The 17,781-nt window shown below is 60.1% G+C and carries 13 protein-coding genes; 8 read left to right on the top strand and 5 right to left on the bottom strand.

The genetic code is table 11. The features are described 5' to 3' along the window. Positions 1–230: 230 nt before the first annotated feature. The 6 genes from IV493_RS15670 to lplT all read left to right on the top strand — a co-directional run bounded on the left by IV493_RS15670 (position 231) and on the right by lplT (position 12,578). Positions 231–1,439, top strand: a complete 1,209-nt coding sequence (locus tag IV493_RS15670) for an efflux RND transporter periplasmic adaptor subunit (protein ID WP_195857417.1) — start codon at positions 231–233, stop codon at positions 1,437–1,439. Further along, positions 1,436–4,663 carry an efflux RND transporter permease subunit gene (locus IV493_RS15665; protein WP_195857416.1) on the top strand — a complete coding sequence of 1,076 codons (3,228 nt, stop codon included), beginning with the start codon at positions 1,436–1,438 and terminating at the stop codon, positions 4,661–4,663. The genes IV493_RS15670 and IV493_RS15665 overlap by 4 nt, the downstream gene beginning before the upstream one ends. Continuing rightward, positions 4,660–7,761 (top strand): efflux RND transporter permease subunit, encoded by a 3,102-nt coding sequence (locus IV493_RS15660; protein WP_195857415.1) that lies wholly within the window; start codon positions 4,660–4,662, stop codon positions 7,759–7,761. The genes IV493_RS15665 and IV493_RS15660 overlap by 4 nt, the downstream gene beginning before the upstream one ends. 3 nt (positions 7,762–7,764) lie before the next feature. Then, positions 7,765–9,150, top strand: coding sequence for an efflux transporter outer membrane subunit (locus tag IV493_RS15655; RefSeq protein ID WP_110331250.1), 1,386 nt, complete (start codon positions 7,765–7,767; stop codon positions 9,148–9,150). Positions 9,151–9,240: 90 nt separating this feature from the next. Next, positions 9,241–11,391, top strand: coding sequence for a bifunctional acyl-ACP--phospholipid O-acyltransferase/long-chain-fatty-acid--ACP ligase (gene aas, locus IV493_RS15650; RefSeq protein WP_147789324.1), 2,151 nt, complete (start codon positions 9,241–9,243; stop codon positions 11,389–11,391). After that, positions 11,388–12,578 (top strand): lysophospholipid transporter LplT, encoded by a 1,191-nt coding sequence (gene lplT, locus IV493_RS15645; protein WP_195857414.1) that lies wholly within the window; start codon positions 11,388–11,390, stop codon positions 12,576–12,578. Before aas ends, lplT begins: the two co-directional genes overlap by 4 nt. 49 nt (positions 12,579–12,627) lie before the next feature. Here lplT and ridA read toward each other — a convergent pair whose 3' ends face one another. From ridA to argF, 4 genes are all read right to left on the bottom strand, one after another. Continuing rightward, positions 12,628–13,014 (bottom strand): 2-iminobutanoate/2-iminopropanoate deaminase, encoded by a 387-nt coding sequence (gene ridA, locus IV493_RS15640; protein WP_013359937.1) that lies wholly within the window; start codon positions 13,012–13,014, stop codon positions 12,628–12,630. Between the two features lie 72 nt (positions 13,015–13,086). After that, positions 13,087–13,551: an aspartate carbamoyltransferase regulatory subunit gene (gene pyrI / locus IV493_RS15635; protein ID WP_010251684.1), complete on the bottom strand. Its 465-nt coding sequence runs from the start codon at positions 13,549–13,551 to the stop codon at positions 13,087–13,089. A 12-nt stretch (positions 13,552–13,563) separates the two neighbouring features. Beyond that, a complete protein-coding gene (gene pyrB / locus IV493_RS15630) occupies positions 13,564–14,499 on the bottom strand; it encodes an aspartate carbamoyltransferase (RefSeq protein WP_147789326.1) in 936 nt (311 codons plus the stop codon). Between the two features lie 317 nt (positions 14,500–14,816). Further along, on the bottom strand, positions 14,817–15,824 hold the full coding sequence (gene argF / locus IV493_RS15625) for an ornithine carbamoyltransferase (RefSeq protein ID WP_013359939.1): 1,008 nt from the start codon (positions 15,822–15,824) through the stop codon (positions 14,817–14,819). 160 nt (positions 15,825–15,984) lie between these two features. On the opposite strand from argF, the gene rraB reads away from it, so the two are divergent. Both rraB and IV493_RS15615 read left to right on the top strand, forming a co-directional pair. Continuing rightward, positions 15,985–16,407, top strand: a complete 423-nt coding sequence (gene rraB / locus IV493_RS15620; RefSeq protein WP_013359940.1) for a ribonuclease E inhibitor RraB — start codon at positions 15,985–15,987, stop codon at positions 16,405–16,407. Positions 16,408–16,461: 54 nt separating this feature from the next. Then, entirely contained in the window at positions 16,462–17,223 is a 762-nt protein-coding gene (locus IV493_RS15615; protein ID WP_195857413.1) for a tRNA-(ms[2]io[6]A)-hydroxylase, read from the top strand. Positions 17,224–17,258: 35 nt separating this feature from the next. Here the strand turns inward: IV493_RS15615 and IV493_RS15610 are convergent, their stop codons facing one another. Then, positions 17,259–17,759 (bottom strand): GNAT family N-acetyltransferase, encoded by a 501-nt coding sequence (locus IV493_RS15610; protein ID WP_033731349.1) that lies wholly within the window; start codon positions 17,757–17,759, stop codon positions 17,259–17,261. Positions 17,760–17,781: the final 22 nt, after the last annotated feature.

Below are 17,781 nucleotides of genomic sequence, written 5' to 3'. Positions count from 1 at the left end.
TTTTTTTGCCTGCGCACCGGACTCCTGCCTTTTCGGCTGTATCAACCGCCGTTAAATCATCATCGTTCTTAACGAAACCCTGACAGTTTGCCGGTAGAAACGCGCGTCGCCTTTCACCGATAATGGCCGCCGTGACGCCTGGCGTTTTTTTTGCTCGCCACAACCGGTTTTCACTGCCGCATTCCGCACGTTCCGGGATTTCTTTTTCTGCTTATCTGAAGAGTTCGACGATGACTCACCTTTCTCGCCCCGCGCGTTCCTTTGGGCTTAAATGGCTGCTCCTGTTGCTGGTTGTTGTGATTGTCGCGGGCGTTATCTGGCGTCTGCTCTCTTCGGGGCACGGGCCGGGTGAGGGAATGCCGCCGGGCAGACCGGGTGCGCCTGGCATGATGGGCGGCGGTGCAACGCTGGTTCACAGCGGCGTCGCCAGCACGGCGGATGTGCCAGTATGGCTGAATGCGCTCGGCACGGTGATCCCCAACGCCAGCGTGACGGTGACCAGCCGCGTTGATGGTCAGCTGGAGCAGGTTTTCTTCACTGAAGGGCAGAAGGTCAGCGCCGGGCAACTGCTGGCGCAGATCGATCCGCGCAGCTATCAGGCGACGCTGAACCAGTATCAGGCTGAACTCAGCGAAAACCAGGCGCTGCTGAAAAGTGCCGAGCTGACGCTGGCGCGTTACCGCAAACTGGCTGCGCAGGATGCGCTGGCGCGTCAGGATCTGGACAGTCAGATTGCCACCGTCGGGCAGTATCGCGGCGCTGTCGCCGCCGATCAGGCGCAGATTGCCAGTGCGAAGCTGAGCATTGAGTATGCCCGGATTACCGCCCCGATCAGCGGGCGTGTCGGCCTGCGTCAGGTCGATCCCGGCAACATGGTACAGAGCTCCAGCAGTACCGGCCTGGTCACCATTACGCAGATGCAGCCCGCTGCCGTGACCTTCAGCGTGCCACAAAGCGACATCCCGGCGCTGGTCAGCGTGCTGCATCAGGGACAGAGCCTGCCCGCCACGCTGTTCGATCAGGACAATCAGCATCCGCTTGCCAGCGGCGAAGTGAAGTTCATCAGCAACCAGATCGACACCGCCACCGGCACCGTGGCGCTGAAGGCGATGTTTGCCAACCAGGATGAAGCGCTGTTTGCTAACCAATTTGTGAATATCAGGCTGCAGACCCGGGTGCTGAAAGGCGTGACGGTGATCCCGGCGCAGGCGCTGCAGCTCAGCAGCGATGGCAGCTTCGTCTTTGTGATCAACAAAGATCACACCGTCACGCGCAAAGCGGTCACCACCGGCCCGGCGTTCGGCGACGATCAGCAGGCGATCCTCAGTGGCGTTTCGCCGGGCGATCGGCTGGTAACGGAAGGGATCGATCGTCTGACCAGCGGCAGCAAAGTCACGCTGGCGGATGAGACGCCCGCTGCCGGTGCTGTATCGAAATGAACCCGTCTCGCCTGTTTATTCTGCGTCCGGTCGCCACCATTCTGCTGATGGTCGGCGTGCTGATCGCGGGCATCTTCGCCTATAAATTCCTGTCGACCTCGGCGTTGCCGCAGGTCGACTATCCGACCATTCAGGTCACCACGCTCTATCCTGGCGCCAGCCCGGATGTCATGGCGTCGTCGGTCACCTCACCGCTGGAGCGCCAGCTAGGGCAGATGGCGGGGCTGAGCCAGATGAGCTCCACCAGCGCCAGCGGCTCGTCGATCATTACTCTGAAGTTCAGCCTGGATCTGTCGCTGGATGTCGCCGAGCAGGAGGTGCAGGCGGCCATTAACGCGGCAAATAACCTGCTGCCTGACGATCTGCCTAATCCGCCGACCTACAAAAAGGTCAATCCGGCGGACAGCGCGGTGGTGACGCTGGCAGCCAGTTCAGACACGCTGCCGCTGACAGAGGTGCAGGATCTGGTGAATACCCGGGTGGCGCTGAAGCTGTCGCAGATTTCCGGCGTCGGCATGGTGACGCTGGCGGGCGGTCATCAGCCCGCGATTCGGGTGCAGATGAACCCGCAGGCGCTGGCGGCGCATCATCTGACGCTGGAGGCGGTGAATACGCTGATCGGCAACAGCAACGTCAATGGCTCCAAAGGCGGCTTTGACGGCAAATATCATTCGGTCACCATCGACGCCAACGATCAGCTGCGCACCGCCGAAGAGTACGGCAACCTGATCCTCACTTACGAGAACGGCGCGGCGCTGCGCCTGAAAGATATCGCTCATATTGAGCAGGGTCCGGAGAACAGCTTCCAGTCCGCATGGGCCAATAACCAGCCCGCGATTGTCATCAGCGTGCAGCGCCAGCCCGGCGCAAACGTTATTCAGGTGGTGGACAACATCAAGGCGCAGCTTCCCGCACTGCAGGCGGCGCTGCCGGACGGGGTAAAGATGACCATTCTCTCCGACCGCACCCAGACCATTCGCGCCTCAATCAGCGACGTGCAGTTTGAGCTGATGCTGTCGATTGCGCTGGTGGTGATGGTGACCTTCCTGTTCCTGCGCAACGTGGCCGCCACGCTGATCCCGAGCGTGGCGGTGCCGCTGTCGCTGGTTGGCACCTTTGGCGTGATGTATCTGGCGGGCTTCAGCCTGAATAATCTGTCGCTGATGGCGCTGACCATCGCCACCGGCTTTGTCATCGATGACGCGATCGTGGTGGTCGAGAACATCTCCCGGCGGCTGGAGCAGGGCGAGTCACCGATGGAGGCGGCGCTGAAAGGCTCACAGCAGATTGGCTTCACCATCATATCGCTGACCTTTTCCCTGATTGCGGTGCTGATCCCGCTGCTGTTTATGGGCGATGTGGTCGGGCGGCTGTTCCGGGAGTTCGCGATTACGCTGGCGGTGGCGATCCTGGTGTCGATGCTGGTGTCACTGACGCTGACCCCGATGCTGTGCGCGTATCTGCTGCGGCACATTCCGCCAGAGCAGCAGTCAACCTTTGCCCGCAAGGGCGGCGCGCTGTTTGACCGGCTGGTGCGCGGCTATGACCGGCTGCTGACCATGGTGCTGAATCATCAGAAACTGACGCTGCTGGTGGCGCTGGCGACCTTCGGGCTGACGGCGCTGCTCTATCTGATGGTGCCGAAAGGCTTCTTCCCGACGCAGGATACCGGGCTGATTCAGGGCGTCACCGTTGCCTCTCAGGATGTCTCGTTTAACGCCATGGCCTCGCGCCAGCAGGCGCTCTCTAAACTTATCCTGACAAACCCGGCGGTGGAGAGCGTCTCATCGACCATCGGTATCGACGGCACCAACACCAGTCTCAACAGCGGACGGTTGCAGATCAACCTTAAGCCGTTTGGCTCGCGCGATCTCAGTGCCAGCCAGGTCATCAGCCAGCTGAACCAGGCGACCGCCAGCGTGCCGGGTATCCGGCTCTATCTGCAGCCAGCGCAGGATCTCACCGTCAACGATCAGGTATCGCCGAGTCAGTATCAGTTCACCCTCGACGACGCCGACAGTGAAAATCTGGTCCGCACGTCGCCGAAACTGGTGGCTGCCTTGCAGCAGCGGCCCGAGTTTAATGGCGTGGTGAGTAACCTGCAGGATCAGGGGCGTGTATCTTACGTGGAGCTGAACCGCGACAAAGCGGCGCGCTTCGGCATTACCGCATCGGACGTGGACACTGCGCTCTATAACGCGTTTGGTCAGCGTCTGGTCTCGACCATTTTTACCCAGTCGAATCAGTATCGGGTGGTGCTGGAAGTGGCGCCGGCTTACCAGCAGGGGCCGGCGTCGTTTGATGATGTTTATCTGCAGCCGTCCACCAGCAGCAGTTCAACGTCGTCATCCACCAGCACGACGTCATCTGCCTCTTCGTCCACCTCTTCATCCACCTCTTCATCAACGTCGACGTCCACCTCAGGTTCGGACAGCACCACGGCCAGCAGCGGGATGGTGAAACTCACCTCTATCGCGACGATTCATCAGCGCACCGGCTCGCTGATGCACATGCGGCTGAATCAGTTCCCGGCGGTGATGATCTCCTTCAACCTTAATCCAGGCTACTCGCTGGAGGATGGTCAGCGGGCAATTGCAGAGGTGCGCCAGCAGCTGCAGCTGCCGGAGAGCACCACGCTGCGCTATCAGGGGGAAACCTCGGCGTTCCAGAGCGCCACCGGCAACACGCTGTGGTTGATTCTGGCGGCGCTGATCACCATGTATGTGGTGCTCGGAATCCTCTACGAAAGCTTTATCCATCCGGTCACGATTCTCTCTACGCTGCCGTCGGCGGCGGTGGGCGCCCTGCTGACGCTGCTGCTGGCGGGCACGGAGTTCAGCCTGATTGCGCTGATTGGCGTCATCCTGCTGATCGGCATCGTGAAAAAGAACGCCATTATGATGATCGACTTCGCACTGGAGGCGGAACATCAGCAGCACCTGAGCGCGCGTGAGGCGATTCATCAGGCCTGCCTGCTGCGCTTCCGCCCGATCCTGATGACGACGATGGCGGCGCTGCTCGGCGCGCTGCCGCTGATGCTCGCCTCCGGCTCGGGTGCCGAACTGCGTCAGCCGCTGGGGCTGGTGATTGTCGGCGGGCTGATTGTCAGTCAGGTGCTGACGCTCTTCTCCACGCCGGTCATCTACCTCTGGTTTGACGGGCTGGCGCAGCGCGGCAACGCCTGGGTGAAACGCCGTCAGCAGCAGGCGCGGAGCGGGCAATGAATCTGACCCGGCTATTCATCTTTCGTCCGGTGGCGACGCTGCTGCTGACGCTGGCGATCCTGCTGCTCGGCGCGCTGGGCTACCGGCTGCTGCCGGTGGCACCGCTGCCGCAGGTCGATTTTCCGACCATCATGGTCAGCGCCAGCCTGGCGGGAGCCAGCCCGGAAACTATGGCGGCGACGGTCGCCACCCCGCTGGAACGTTCGCTCGGGCAGATTGCGGGTATCAGTGAGATGACCTCCAGCAGTTCGCAGGGCTCCAGCAGCATCATCCTGCAGTTTGAGCTGGACCGTGATATCAATGGCGCGGCACGCGACGTGCAGGCGGCGATCAACGCGTCGCGCAGCCTGCTGCCGAGCGCGATGGCCTCGCTGCCGACCTATCGCAAAGCCAACCCGTCGGATGCGCCGATTGTGATGCTGGCGCTGACCTCTGCCACCCGCACGCCCGGCGAGCTTTACGATCTGGCGGAGAGCAAGATCGAACAGGCGATGGGACAGGTGCAGGGCGTGGGCGATGTGTCGCTGATGGGCAGCGCCTTACCCGCGGTGCGGATTGATCTGCAGCCGCTGAAGCTGACCCACTACGGCATCTCGCTGGAGACGGTGCGCGCCGCCGTCGCCAACAGCACCACCAATCTGCCCAAGGGGATTTTACAGGGCAGTGACCAGTCGTGGCTGGTGGACAGCAACGGCCAGCTGGAAAAAGCCGCCAGCTATCGCGATCTGATCATCACGTATCAACAGGGCAAGGCGGTGCGGCTGCGCGACGTTGCCACCGTCTATGACTCGGTGGAAGATCGCTATCAGGCGGGATTTCTGAATGCCACGCCTGCGGTGATGATCGGTATCAAACGTCAGGCGGGCGCTAATATGCTCGAAACCATCGACGCGATAAAAGCGCAGCTGCCGCTGCTGGAAAAGAGCCTGCCCGCGGACAGCCAGCTGAAAGTGGTGGTTGACCGCTCGCCCGGCGTGCGCGCCTCGCTGTATGATACCGAAGAGACGCTGCTGATCGCGGTGCTGCTGGTCATTGCGGTAGTGTTTATTTTCCTGCGCAATCTGCAGGCGGTGATCATTCCGGCACTGGCGCTGCCGGTGTCGCTGATCGGCACCTGTGCGGTGATGTACCTGCTGGGGTACAGCCTGGATAACCTGTCGCTGATGGCGCTGATTATCTCCACCGGCTTCGTGGTGGATGATGCGATTGTGGTGCTGGAGAACATCACCCGTCACATTGAGCGCGGGCTGAGCCCGTTACGGGCGGCGCTGCGCGGAGCGCAGGAGGTGAGTTTCACCGTGCTGTCGATGACCGTATCGCTGATCGCGGTGTTCATCCCGATCCTGCTGATGGGCAGCATTGTGGGGCGGCTGTTCCGCGAGTTTGCCGTGACGCTCACCGTATCGCTGCTGATCTCGCTGTTTGTCTCGCTCAGCCTGACGCCGATGCTCTGCGCACGCCTGCTTAAACCAAAGCCGCCCGTCAGCCAGCGGCCGCATCCGCTTTATCAGTTTATTGAAAATCAGCTGAACCGCCTGCTGGCCGCCTACGGACGCGGGCTGGCCTGGGTGATGCGCCATCAGAAACTGACGCTGCTGAGTCTGCTGCTGACCGTGCTGCTGAATGTTTTTCTGTTTACCGTAGTGCAGAAGGGCTTTTTCCCGAATCAGGACACCGGGCTACTGATGGGCGCGCTGCGCGCCGATCAGAACATTTCATTTCAGGCGATGAAGCCGAAAATGCTGATGTTCACGAAGATCATTCAGGAAGACCCGGCGGTCGAGAGCGTAATGTCGTCGATGGGCAGCGGGATGTTTGGCTCCCGTAACAGCGCCAACTTCTTTGTGCGGCTTAAGGACTTTGACCAGCGCGATGCCACGGCCACCGAAGTGGCCAACCGGCTGACGCGTAAAACCAGCCACATCGCCGGGGCGCAGATGTTCCTGATGGCGGCGCAGGATCTGCACATTGGCGGACGCAGCGCTAACGCCACGTATCAGTACAGTCTGCAGGCAGACGATCTTGATCTGCTGCGGATCTGGACGCCGAAAGTGCAGGCGGCGCTGGCGGCGATCCCTCAGCTCAACAGCGTAGACTCCGACTCGCAGACCGGCGGTCAGGAGGTGGAACTGACCATCGACCGCGACCGAGCGACCCGGCTGGGCGTCAACGTGAAAATGCTCGATACGCTGCTGAATAATGCGTTCAGCCAGCGGCAGATCGCTACGCTCTATCACACCCTGAATCAGTATCACGTGGTGATGTCGCTGCAGGACAGCGACACCGCGAATCCGGAGACGCTGCAGCAGCTCTATGTGATTAACGACAGCGGTGACCGCGTGCCGCTCTCCGCCTTTGCCCGCTTCAGCGGCGGCAATGCGCCGCTGTCGGTGGCCCATCAGGGCCAGTCAGCGACCAGCACGGTGGCGTTCAATCTCAATGATGGCGTTTCACTGGAGCAGGCGCAGGGTCTGATTAAACAGGCGATGGCGAAGCTGGGCCTGCCATCGACCATTCATGCCGGTTTTGCCGGTACCGCCGCCGCCTTTTCCCAGCTGACCGCTACCATGCCGTGGCTGATTCTGGCGGCGCTGGCAGCGGTCTATATCGTGCTCGGCGTGCTCTACGAGAGCTACATCCATCCGCTGACCATTCTTTCGACGCTGCCGTCTGCGGGCGTCGGCGCGCTGTTACTGCTACTGCTGACCAACACGCAGCTCACGGTGATCGCGCTGATTGGCATCATCCTGCTGATTGGCATCGTGAAAAAGAACGCCATCATGATGATCGATTTTGCCATCGACGCGGAACGGCGGCAGGGCATGTCGCCGCAGCAGGCGATCACCCAGGCGTGCCTGATGCGCTTCCGGCCGATCATGATGACCACGCTGGCCGCGTTTTTCGGCGCGTTGCCGCTGGCGCTGGGCAGTGGCGGGGATGCCGATCTGCGCAGTCCGCTGGGGATTGCCATCGCGGGCGGTCTTGCGCTCAGCCAGCTGCTGACGCTGTTTACCACACCGGTTGTTTATCTGTGGCTCGACCGTCTGGGCCGTGCCACTCAACGTCAATGGCGTCGTCTGCGCCATGCGGAATCCTGATCCATGAAATCTCTTATCCCGTTTATTGTGCTGCTGCTGGCTGGCTGTAGCGTTGGTCCCGATTATCAGCGCCCGGCGGTGGCGATGCCGGTTCACTATAAAGAGACGAAAGGCTGGCAGCAGGCGACGCCGCTGGATGCGCAAAGCAAAGGCGAATGGTGGGCGGTCTATCACGACGCCACGCTGGGCGGGCTGCTGAGCCAGGTCAGCGTGTCGAATCAGAATGTGGCGACCTATGCCGCGCAGTACCGGCAGGCGCAGGCGCTGGCGGCGGAGTCTCGCGCGGCGCTGTTTCCTTCGCTGGGCTATGACGGCAGCGTGACGCGCAGCGGCAGCCATGCAACCAACAGCAGCGTTCGCACCACCAGCAGCAGCCATCAGGCGGAACTGAGTGCCAGCTGGGAGCTGGATCTGTGGGGCAAACTGCGGCGCACGCTGGAGGAGGACCGCGCCAGCGCCGCGGCCAGTGCGGCGGAACTGGCCAATATCACCCTGAGCGCCCAGTCTGAGCTGGCGCAGGACTATTTCCAGCTGCGCATCATGGATCAGAAAATCGCGCGCTATCAGCAGAGCGTTGACGCCTATCAGCGCTACCTGAACGTCATTACCAGCCAGTATCAGGCGGGCACCGCGTCGCGGGCGACTCTGGCTCAGGCGCAGCTGCAACTGGAGAATGCCAGCGCCTCGGCGCAGGATTACCAGTGGCAGCGCGCGCAGATGGAGCACGCCATTGCGCTACTGATCGGCAAAGCCCCCGCCGACTTTAGCCTGGCCGCCGCGCCGCTGACCGCCACGCTGCCCGCGATTCCGGCGGCCCTGCCGGGCGAGCTGCTGCAGCGCCGTCCCGACATTGCATACGCCGAACGCAACATGGCCGCCGCCAATGCCGCCGTGGGTGTGGCGGTGGCTGGTTACTATCCCGACCTGACCCTGAGCGCCAGCGGTGGCGTCAGCGCTTCGGTGCTGCATTCGCTGTTCTCACTGCCGAACCGCGTCTGGTCGCTGGGGCCGGAGCTGAGCGGCACGCTGCTTGACGCGGGCGCGACCTCTGCCAAAGTCGATCAGGCGCGGGCGAGCTGGGATGCCAGCGTCGCGACCTATCGTCAGACGGTGCTGTCCGCGATGCAGGAAGTGGAAGATAAGCTGGTGGAGCTGAACACGCTGCAGGGCGAAATCGCCGCACAGCAGCGCGCCACCGATGCTGCACAGACCTCGGCGCGGGTGACGCGTCTGCAGTATGAGGCGGGTATGATTAACTACCTGGATGTAGCGACCACTGAGAACAGCAGCCTGAGTGCGCAGCAGAGTTTGCTGACGCTGCAGAGCACGCAGTGGGTCAGCAGCGTGGCGCTGATTGCCGCGCTCGGCGGTGGCTGGCAGGCCCCCTGAAGCCGCGTCAGACTGCCGATAATTCGGTTGTCGAACCGCGTCAAATCCTGCATCGTGAGGGGCTAATTTTCACGATGCTAAGGAACCGGCATGGCTTTCACACTTTTACGCCTGATATTTCGCCTGTTATGGCGGGTCGAACTGCGTGGCGACGTCGCCGAACTGCATAAGCAGAAGGTATTAATCACGCCGAACCATATGTCGTTTCTCGACGGCATGCTGCTGGCGCTCTTTTTACCGATTAAACCGGTATTCGCCGTCTACTCGACCATCAGCGAAAGCTGGTTTATGCGTCTGATTAAACCCTTTATCGACTTTGTGCCGCTGGATCCGACCCGGCCTATGGCGCTGAAGCAGCTGGTACGGCTGATTGATACGGGCCGTCCGGTGGTGATCTTCCCGGAAGGCCGGATAACCGTGACCGGATCGCTGATGAAGATCTACAGCGGGGCCGGCTTTGTCGCCGCGCGTTCAGGCGCGAATGTGGTGCCGATGCGCATCGAAGGCGCTGAATACACGCCGTTCGGTCGTCTGGCGGGCGTGTTCAAACGTCGCCTGTTCCCGCGCATCACCCTGACCATTCTGCCCGCGACCCGCATTCCGATGCCGGAGGCGAAACGGGCGCGCGACCGGCGCGTGCTGGCCGGGGAGCATCTGCATCACGTGATGATGGAAGCGCGCATGGCGGTGCGTCCGCGTGAAACCCTGTTTGAGGCGTTTCTGGCGGCGCGGACACGCTATGGCGCGTTTAAGCGCTGCATCGAAGATGTGAATTTCAAACCCGACAGCTACACCGGACTGCTGAAGAAGTCGCTGGGCGTGGGCCGTATTCTGGAGCGCTACAGCCAGCCGCGAGAAGTGGTGGGGCTGCTGCTGCCCAATACCACTGTGACAGCAGCAGCGATTTTCGGGGCCACCCTGCGCGGGCGTGTTCCGGCAATGCTCAACTACAGCGCAGGCGTTAACGGCATGCGGGCTGCACTGACCGCCGCGCAGATCAAAACCGTCTTCACATCACGGCAGTTCCTGGACAAAGGCAACCTGTGGCATCTGCCGCAGGGGCTGGACGATGTGCAGTGGATCTACCTGGAAGATCTGAAAGATACCGTCACCGGCAAGGACAAACTGTGGATCCTCGCGCATCTGCTGATGCCGCATCGCGCCCAGCTGCCTCAGCAGCCGGAAGACGCCGCGATGGTGCTGTTTACCTCCGGCTCGGAAGGCAACCCTAAAGGGGTGGTGCACTCGCATAAAAGCCTGCTGGCAAACGTTGAGCAGATCCGCACCATCGCGGACTTCACCCCGCGCGACCGCTTTATGTCGGCGCTGCCGCTGTTCCATGCGTTTGGTCTGACCGTCGGGCTGTTTACGCCGCTGATGACCGGCGCACAGGTCTTCCTCTATCCCAGCCCATTGCACTATCGCATCGTGCCGGAGCTGGTTTATGACCGTAACTGCACCGTGCTGTTTGGCACCTCAACCTTCCTGGGTAACTACGCGCGCTTTGCCGCGCCCTATGATTTTGCCCGTCTGCGCTATGTGGTCGCGGGTGCGGAGAAGCTGCAGGAGAACACCCGTCAGCTCTACATCGAGAAGTATGGCATTCGCATTCTCGAAGGCTACGGCGTAACCGAGTGCGCACCGGTTGTGGCGATTAACGTGCCGATGGCGGCGAAGACGCACACCGTGGGGCGCATTCTGCCGGGCATGGATTCACGACTGATGTCGGTGCCGGGCATTGAGCACGGCGGACGCCTGCAACTGCGTGGGCCGAACGTGATGAAGGGCTATCTGCGGGTCGAAAATCCTGGCGTGCTGGAAGCACCGGCCGCCGACGATGGTGAAGGCAATATGGAAGCGGGCTGGTATGACACCGGCGATATCGTCAGCTTCGATGAAGGCGGCTTCTGCCAGATTCAGGGCCGTGCCAAACGCTTTGCGAAGATTGCCGGTGAGATGGTGTCACTGGAGATCGTCGAGCAGATCGCCCTTAAAGCGTCACCGGACAAACAGCACGCCGCTTCACTGCGCCCGGATGGTCAGCGCGGTGAGGCACTGGTGCTGTTCACCACCGATGCTGAGCTGACGCGCGACAGGCTGCAGAAAGCGGCCCGCGAGCTGGGTGCACCAGAGCTGGCACTGCCGCGTGATATCCGTGTCATGAAGCAGCTGCCGCAGCTGGGCAGCGGTAAACCCGACTACGTCACGCTGAAAAAAATGGCGGAAGAGGAGCAGGCATGAGCCTTGATCGTAATGCGCCGCTGATGTCGCGCGGCATGATTGCCGTGATTATCGCCCAGTTCTTTTCGGCCTTCGGCGATAACGCGCTGCTGTTTGCCACGCTGGCGGTGCTGAAAAGTCAGTTCTATCCCGAGTGGAGCCAGCCGGTATTACAGATGCTGTTTGTTGCAGCCTACATTCTGCTGGCACCGTTTGTCGGGCAGGTGGCGGACAGCATGGCGAAAGGGCGGGTGATGATGCTCGCCAACAGCCTGAAGCTGCTGGGCGCGCTGGTGATCTGCTTCGGCTTCAATCCCTTCCTCGGCTACACGCTGGTGGGCGCGGGCGCAGCGGCCTACTCGCCGGCCAAATATGGCATCCTCGGTGAGATCACCCACGGCGAGAAGCTGGTGAAAGCCAACGGGCTGATGGAGGCGTCGACCATCGCCGCCATCCTGCTTGGCTCGGTGGCAGGCGGTATGCTGGCTGACTGGCATATTCTGGCGGCACTGGGGATCTGTGCGCTGACCTACGGCATCGCCGTGGTCGCGAACCTGTTTATCCCGAAACTGCAGGCGGCACGGCCGGGTCAGAGCTGGCAGTTTGGCGTGATGACGCGCAGTTTCTTCAGTGCCGCTGCGCTGCTGTGGCGTGACGCAGAGACGCGCTTCTCACTGCTCGGTACCAGTCTGTTCTGGGGCGCAGGCGTGACGCTGCGTTTCCTGCTGGTGCTGTGGGTGCCGGTGGCGCTGGGCATCAATGACAACACCACGCCAACCACGCTGAATGCGATGGTGGCGATCGGCATTGTGATTGGCGCGGCGGCGGCGGCGAAGCTGGTCACGCTGGAGACCGTGCGTCGCTGCATGCCAGCTGGTGTGCTGATTGGCGTGATGGTGGTGGTCTTCGCGCTGCAGCACTCCCTGATGAATGCTTATCTGGTGCTGATGCTGATTGGTGCGCTGGGCGGTTTCTTTGTGGTGCCGCTGAATGCGCTGCTGCAGGCGCGCGGCAAAGAGAGCGTCGGGTCAGGCAATGCGATTGCGGTTCAGAACCTGGGCGAGAACAGCGCCATGCTGATCATGCTGGGGCTCTATACGCTGGCGATTAAGGCGGGAGCCCCTCCGGTGGCGACGGGCGTCGGTTTTGGCGTGCTGTTTGCGCTGGCGATTACGGTGCTGTGGCTGTGGCGACTGGCTAAGCGGTAACAAATTCGCCGCCTCTCTCCGGCTTACGCGGGAAGAGGCGGCGTGAGGCTTAGCGACGGACGGCAATCGCTTCGATTTCGATCTTCACATCTTTTGGCAGACGCGCCACTTCGACACAGGAACGCGCCGGGAAGTTAGCTTCATGCTCGGTGAAAAACGCTTCATAGGTCGCGTTGACCGTGGCGAAATCATTCAGGTCCTTCACGAACACCGTGGTCTTCACGATGTCACCCACCTTCAGACCCGCGGCTTCAACAATCGCCTTCACATTTTCCAGTGACTGACGCGCCTGTGCGGCAATGTCATCTGCCACCTGGCCAGTCGCCGGATCGACCGGGATCTGACCTGAGGTGATGATCATGCTGCCCAGATCGACACCCTGAACATAGGGACCGATAGCGGCAGGGGCTTTTTCAGTACTGATTTCACGAGACATCATGGCTCCTTTGATTATGTCGTCAGGCGGCGATGCCGCCGGTGTTGCCCATTATAAGGTCGGGCAGGGCGATTACCAGTGACCCAGCACCACATGACGGGCGAACTCTTTCTCGCAATATTTGCACTTCAGATGCACATCGTCGGCACGCTGCTTCACGGCAAAGCTGGAGAAGACCGGCTCGCTGCGGCTGATGCAGTTGCTGTTGGGGCAGGTCAGCACCCGTTCAACGTGATCCGGCAGCGTCGGGGCGATCTTCGCTACCACTTCGTAGTCGTCGATGCGGTTAACCGTGGCGTGCGGCGCATAGACCGCCAGCTGATTTACCTGATCGTCGGTGAGAAAGGTGTTCTCAATTTTGATCAGATCTTTGCGGCCCATCTCGCCCGACGGCAGATTCAGACCGATGGTAATGCGCTGATCGGTTTCGGTCAGCCGGAACAGGGAGAGCAGTTTAAAACCGATCTGCGCCGGAATATGGTCGATGACCGTGCCGCGTTTGATCGCTTCGACCTGCAATTTGTTGTCCTGCGTCATGGGGGATTCTCCTTACAGGGCGAGTTCGCTGTTTAAAACCAGTGCCAGCAGAGCCTGGCGCGCATAGATGCCGTTACCCGCCTGCTGGAAATACCAGGCATACGGGGTTTTATCGACATCGGTGGTGATCTCGTCGATGCGCGGCAGCGGGTGCAGCACCTTCATGTTGTCGCGCGCTGTGCTGAGGTCGGCAGCGCGCAGAATGAACTGTGCTTTGACGTTGGCATATTCGGACGGGTCGAGCCGCTCTTTCTGCACCCGGGTCATGTAGAGGATATCGAGCTGCGGCATCACCTCTTCAAAACTGTCGTGCCGTGACCAGGCGATGTTCTTCTCATCCAGCATGTCGGTGATATAGGCCGGCATCGCCAGCGCATCGGGTGCGATGAAAAAGAAACGGTTGCCATCAAATTTCGCCAGCGCCTGCGTCAGGGAGTGCACGGTTCGGCCATACTTCAGGTCGCCGACCATCGCCACATTCAGCTGATTAAGACGGCTCTGCGTCTCCTGAATGGTGAAGAGATCGAGCAGCGTCTGGGTCGGATGCTGGTTTGCGCCGTCACCAGCGTTGAGAATCGGGATGCCGCCGGAGAACTCGGTCGCCAGCCGCGCCGCGCCTTCCTGCGGATGACGCATCACGATCGCATCAACGTAGGTGCCGATGACGGAAATGGTGTCGGCCAGGGTTTCGCCTTTTTTGCCCAGCGAGGTATTACTGCCGTCCGCAAAGCCCACCGCTGACGCGCCCAGGCGATGGATCGCAGTTTCAAACGACAGGCGGGTACGGGTCGAGGCCTCAAAAAAGCAACTGGCGATCACCTTGTGCTTCAGCAGTTCCGGCTGCGGATGGGCTTTCAACTTTGCAGCGGTGTGCAGCGCCAGTTCCAGCTCTTCACGACTGAGGTCATTGATTGAAATAATGTGCTTGCGATATAGCGGGTTAGGCATAGCTCTCTCCTCTGCGCGGCCGGATTGCGGACAAAAAAAAGCCCCTGCTTAAGGGGCTTTTTTAAGATCGGGTCGATGACCGAAAGAAACAGCAGCGCCGCCTGCGGTCAGGCGTGATTGAACGTTAAATTGTCCGCTGTGCTGTCGCATATTTCCTCCGGCAAATTGGGCCGCATTATACCCGTTCGCGGTGGGGCGGCAAGAGGAAAACGTTTGCGCCTCGGTAGCAGCTAAGCGCGCATGGGCCGTCAGACGGGTGACGCGCTCTTCACCAGCGGACGTGACTTAGCGTCCTCAGCCCGTCTGAACCCCGCCGGTCAGCGCTGGCCCAGCGTGGCGACCATCACCGCTTTAATGGTGTGCATCCGGTTCTCGGCCTGGTCAAACACAATGCTGTGCGGCGACTCAAATACCTCGTTGCTCACTTCCATACCGTTGGGCAGATCGTACTGCTCTGCCATCTGCTGGCCCAGTGTGGTCTGGTCATCGTGGAAAGCGGGCAGGCAGTGCAGGAATTTCACCAGCGGATTACCGGTCAGATCGAGCATCGCCCGGTTGACCTGATAGTCACGCAGCAGGGCAATACGCTCGGCCCAGACTTCTTTGGCTTCGCCCATCGACACCCAGACGTCGGTGTAGATAAAGTCAGCGCCTTTTACGCCATCAGCAATATCTTCGGTGAGGGTAATTTTGCCACCGGTCTGCTGCGCAGCGTCGCGGCACTGCGCCACCAGTTCGTCCTCTGGCCAGCAGCTCTTCGGTGCCACCAGACGCAGATCCAGACCGACCTGAGCGGCGGCTTCCAGCATGGTGTTACCCATGTTGTTGCGTGCATCGCCCACATAAACCAGTGTCATCTCGCTGAGCTTTTTGCCCGGCAGATGCTCCTGCATGGTCAGCAGGTCAGCCAGCAACTGGGTTGGATGAAACTCGGTGGTCAGACCGTTCCACACCGGCACACCGGCGTGTTCTGCCAGCGTCTCCACCAGCTCCTGACCGTAACCGCGATACTGAATGCCATCGTACATGCGGCCCAGCACCCGCGCGGTGTCGCGCATTGACTCTTTATGGCCGATCTGACTGCCACTCGGGCCGAGATAAGTGACGTTTGCACCCTGATCGTAAGCGGCAACTTCGAAAGAGCATCGGGTACGGGTCGAGTCTTTTTCGAAGATGAGCGCGATGTTTTTGCCTTTCAGATACTGCACTTCGCTGGCGCTTTTTTTCGCCTGTTTCAACTCAGCGGACAGGGAAAGCAGGTGATCAATTTCGGCGGGGGTAAAATCCAGAAGCCTGAGGAAATGGCGCTGATACAGTTGACTCATACAACACTCCGGTAATCATTAAAATGAATTAAAATTCAATTTAACCGTATGAATATTCATTTTCAAGTCTGGAGCTAATAAACTTTTCTTTTTGTGTAGTGGCGCGACAGGCAGTGTGGGAAAATAATTGATTATTGCCGAACTCAGAGAGGACATTGTCATGGCATATGAAGCATTACTGGAAGAGCAGCAGGAAGAGACACGGCAGATTATCGAAGAGCTGCTGGAGGATGGCAGCGATCCTGATGCGCTCTATACCATCGAGCATCATCTCTCATGCAATAATTTTGATTCACTGGAAAAAGCCGCGGTTGACGCATTCAAGCTGGGTTATGAAGTGACCGAGCCGGAAGAGCTGGAGCTGGAAGATGGCACCACCGTGATGTGCGTCGACATCATCAGCGAATCTGCGCTGAAGCCTGAACTGATTGATGTGCAGGTTGAGCAACTGGTGAACCTGATTGGTAAGTACAACGTCGACTACGACGGCTGGGGCACCTATTTCGAAGACCCTGATGCCGAAGATGAAGACGAAGATGACGACGCCATCGAAGATGAAGATGATGATGGTATTCGCCACTAAGTAGCCGGGGCGGAGAGTTCTCCGCCTGTCACTTCTGCCACCCCTTTTGACATCATGAATTACACACCCTTACTTGAACCGATCTATCAGTTTCTGCACTGCCGCACGCCACAGGCCTGGATTGACGAGGCGCGCAAGCCGGAAAACCTGACCCTGCTGTTAACCGACCATCTGGTGTGCGAGCTGAAAGCTGCCCAGACCGCGGTGTGGCTGATCCGCAAATATGTCGCCGACAAACCCAGCGGCGACGCCATTCTGGCGTGGCTGAAGCCCTATGAAGATTTTATTTTCCGCGAAGATGGCGACAGCGACTTTATCAACGCCCATAAGAACCTGACAAAAAGCGTTATTGTGCGCAATGCGCTGCCGTGGGCGGATGAGCTGGTGGAGAAGATGGTGCTGCTGATTAAAGAGGAGCTGCATCACTTCTATCAGGTGTGGGAAATTATGCAGTCGCGCGGGCTGGTCTATCAGAAGATTACCTCCAGCCGCTATGCCAAATCGCTGCTGCGCGAAGTGACCACCCATGAGCCGGAAACGCTGGTGGATAAGCTGATTTGTGGCGCTTACATTGAGGCGCGATCCTGCGAGCGTTTCGCCAGCCTGGCACCGTATCTTGATGATGAACTGGCGAAGTTCTATATTTCGCTGCTGCGCTCCGAAGCGCGGCATTATCAGGACTATTTAATGCTGGCGGCACAGATTGCCGATAAAGATATCGCGCCGCGGGTTCAGGCGATTGGCGTGACAGAAGGGCGGTTAATCAGCGAACCCGACAACGAATTACGTTTTCACAGTGGCGTTCCCGCCTTCTGATCCGGCTGCACGGGCGGGGCGGGCAGCCCCGTCTGTCACAGTAGTTTCAGCATCCGTACTTCGCAGTCGACATGGCCGGTGCAGCCCATCGCGCTGTCGATATGCTCAAAGCCCAGCGACTCATAGAGTTTAATCGCCCGCGTCAGGCTGGCGGTGGTTTCCAGATAGCAGCGACGGAAGCCGTGGCTGCGTGCATATTCTATCGCCCTCAGCGCCAGTTCGCGCGCCAGACCCTGACCGCGCACCTCTGGCAGAAAGTACATCTTTTGCAGTTCGCAGATATCGGGCGCGCTACAGGCCAGAGGTGCAACCCCGCCGCCGCCGACCACTTTGCCCTGATACTCCACAATCCAGTAGGCACTCTGTTCTGCACTGTAGAGCTCAAACAGCTGGTCGAGCTGCGGATCGGAGACGGTGTAGCCCTTGTCAGCCGTCAGGCCGAACTCCGCAGAAACATCACGGATCACCTGAGCAATATGCGGATTATCGGCGGCCGTAATTGGCCGCACCTGGAGGTGCTGAGAGTCAGAAATCATGTTGGGATTGGGTTATGCGAAT

Source organism: Pantoea sp. SM3640, from assembly GCF_015654165.1.
Lineage (GTDB): Bacteria > Pseudomonadota > Gammaproteobacteria > Enterobacterales > Enterobacteriaceae > Pantoea > Pantoea vagans.
This window is presented reverse-complemented; position numbering and strand designations above follow the sequence as displayed.

Bases quoted from the DNA above. Each gene is read 5' to 3' on its own strand.
- IV493_RS15670 (WP_195857417.1), top strand. From the start codon at position 231: ATGACTCACCTTTCTCGCCCCGCGCGTTCCTTTGGGCTTAAATGGCTG.
- IV493_RS15665 (WP_195857416.1), top strand. From the start codon at position 1,436: ATGAACCCGTCTCGCCTGTTTATTCTGCGTCCGGTCGCCACCATTCTG.
- IV493_RS15660 (WP_195857415.1), top strand. From the start codon at position 4,660: ATGAATCTGACCCGGCTATTCATCTTTCGTCCGGTGGCGACGCTGCTG.
- IV493_RS15655 (WP_110331250.1), top strand. From the start codon at position 7,765: ATGAAATCTCTTATCCCGTTTATTGTGCTGCTGCTGGCTGGCTGTAGC.
- aas (WP_147789324.1), top strand. From the start codon at position 9,241: ATGGCTTTCACACTTTTACGCCTGATATTTCGCCTGTTATGGCGGGTC.
- lplT (WP_195857414.1), top strand. From the start codon at position 11,388: ATGAGCCTTGATCGTAATGCGCCGCTGATGTCGCGCGGCATGATTGCC.
- ridA (WP_013359937.1), bottom strand. From the start codon at position 13,014: ATGTCTCGTGAAATCAGTACTGAAAAAGCCCCTGCCGCTATCGGTCCC.
- pyrI (WP_010251684.1), bottom strand. From the start codon at position 13,551: ATGACGCAGGACAACAAATTGCAGGTCGAAGCGATCAAACGCGGCACG.
- pyrB (WP_147789326.1), bottom strand. From the start codon at position 14,499: ATGCCTAACCCGCTATATCGCAAGCACATTATTTCAATCAATGACCTC.
- argF (WP_013359939.1), bottom strand. From the start codon at position 15,824: ATGAGTCAACTGTATCAGCGCCATTTCCTCAGGCTTCTGGATTTTACC.
- rraB (WP_013359940.1), top strand. From the start codon at position 15,985: ATGGCATATGAAGCATTACTGGAAGAGCAGCAGGAAGAGACACGGCAG.
- IV493_RS15615 (WP_195857413.1), top strand. From the start codon at position 16,462: ATGAATTACACACCCTTACTTGAACCGATCTATCAGTTTCTGCACTGC.
- IV493_RS15610 (WP_033731349.1), bottom strand. From the start codon at position 17,759: ATGATTTCTGACTCTCAGCACCTCCAGGTGCGGCCAATTACGGCCGCC.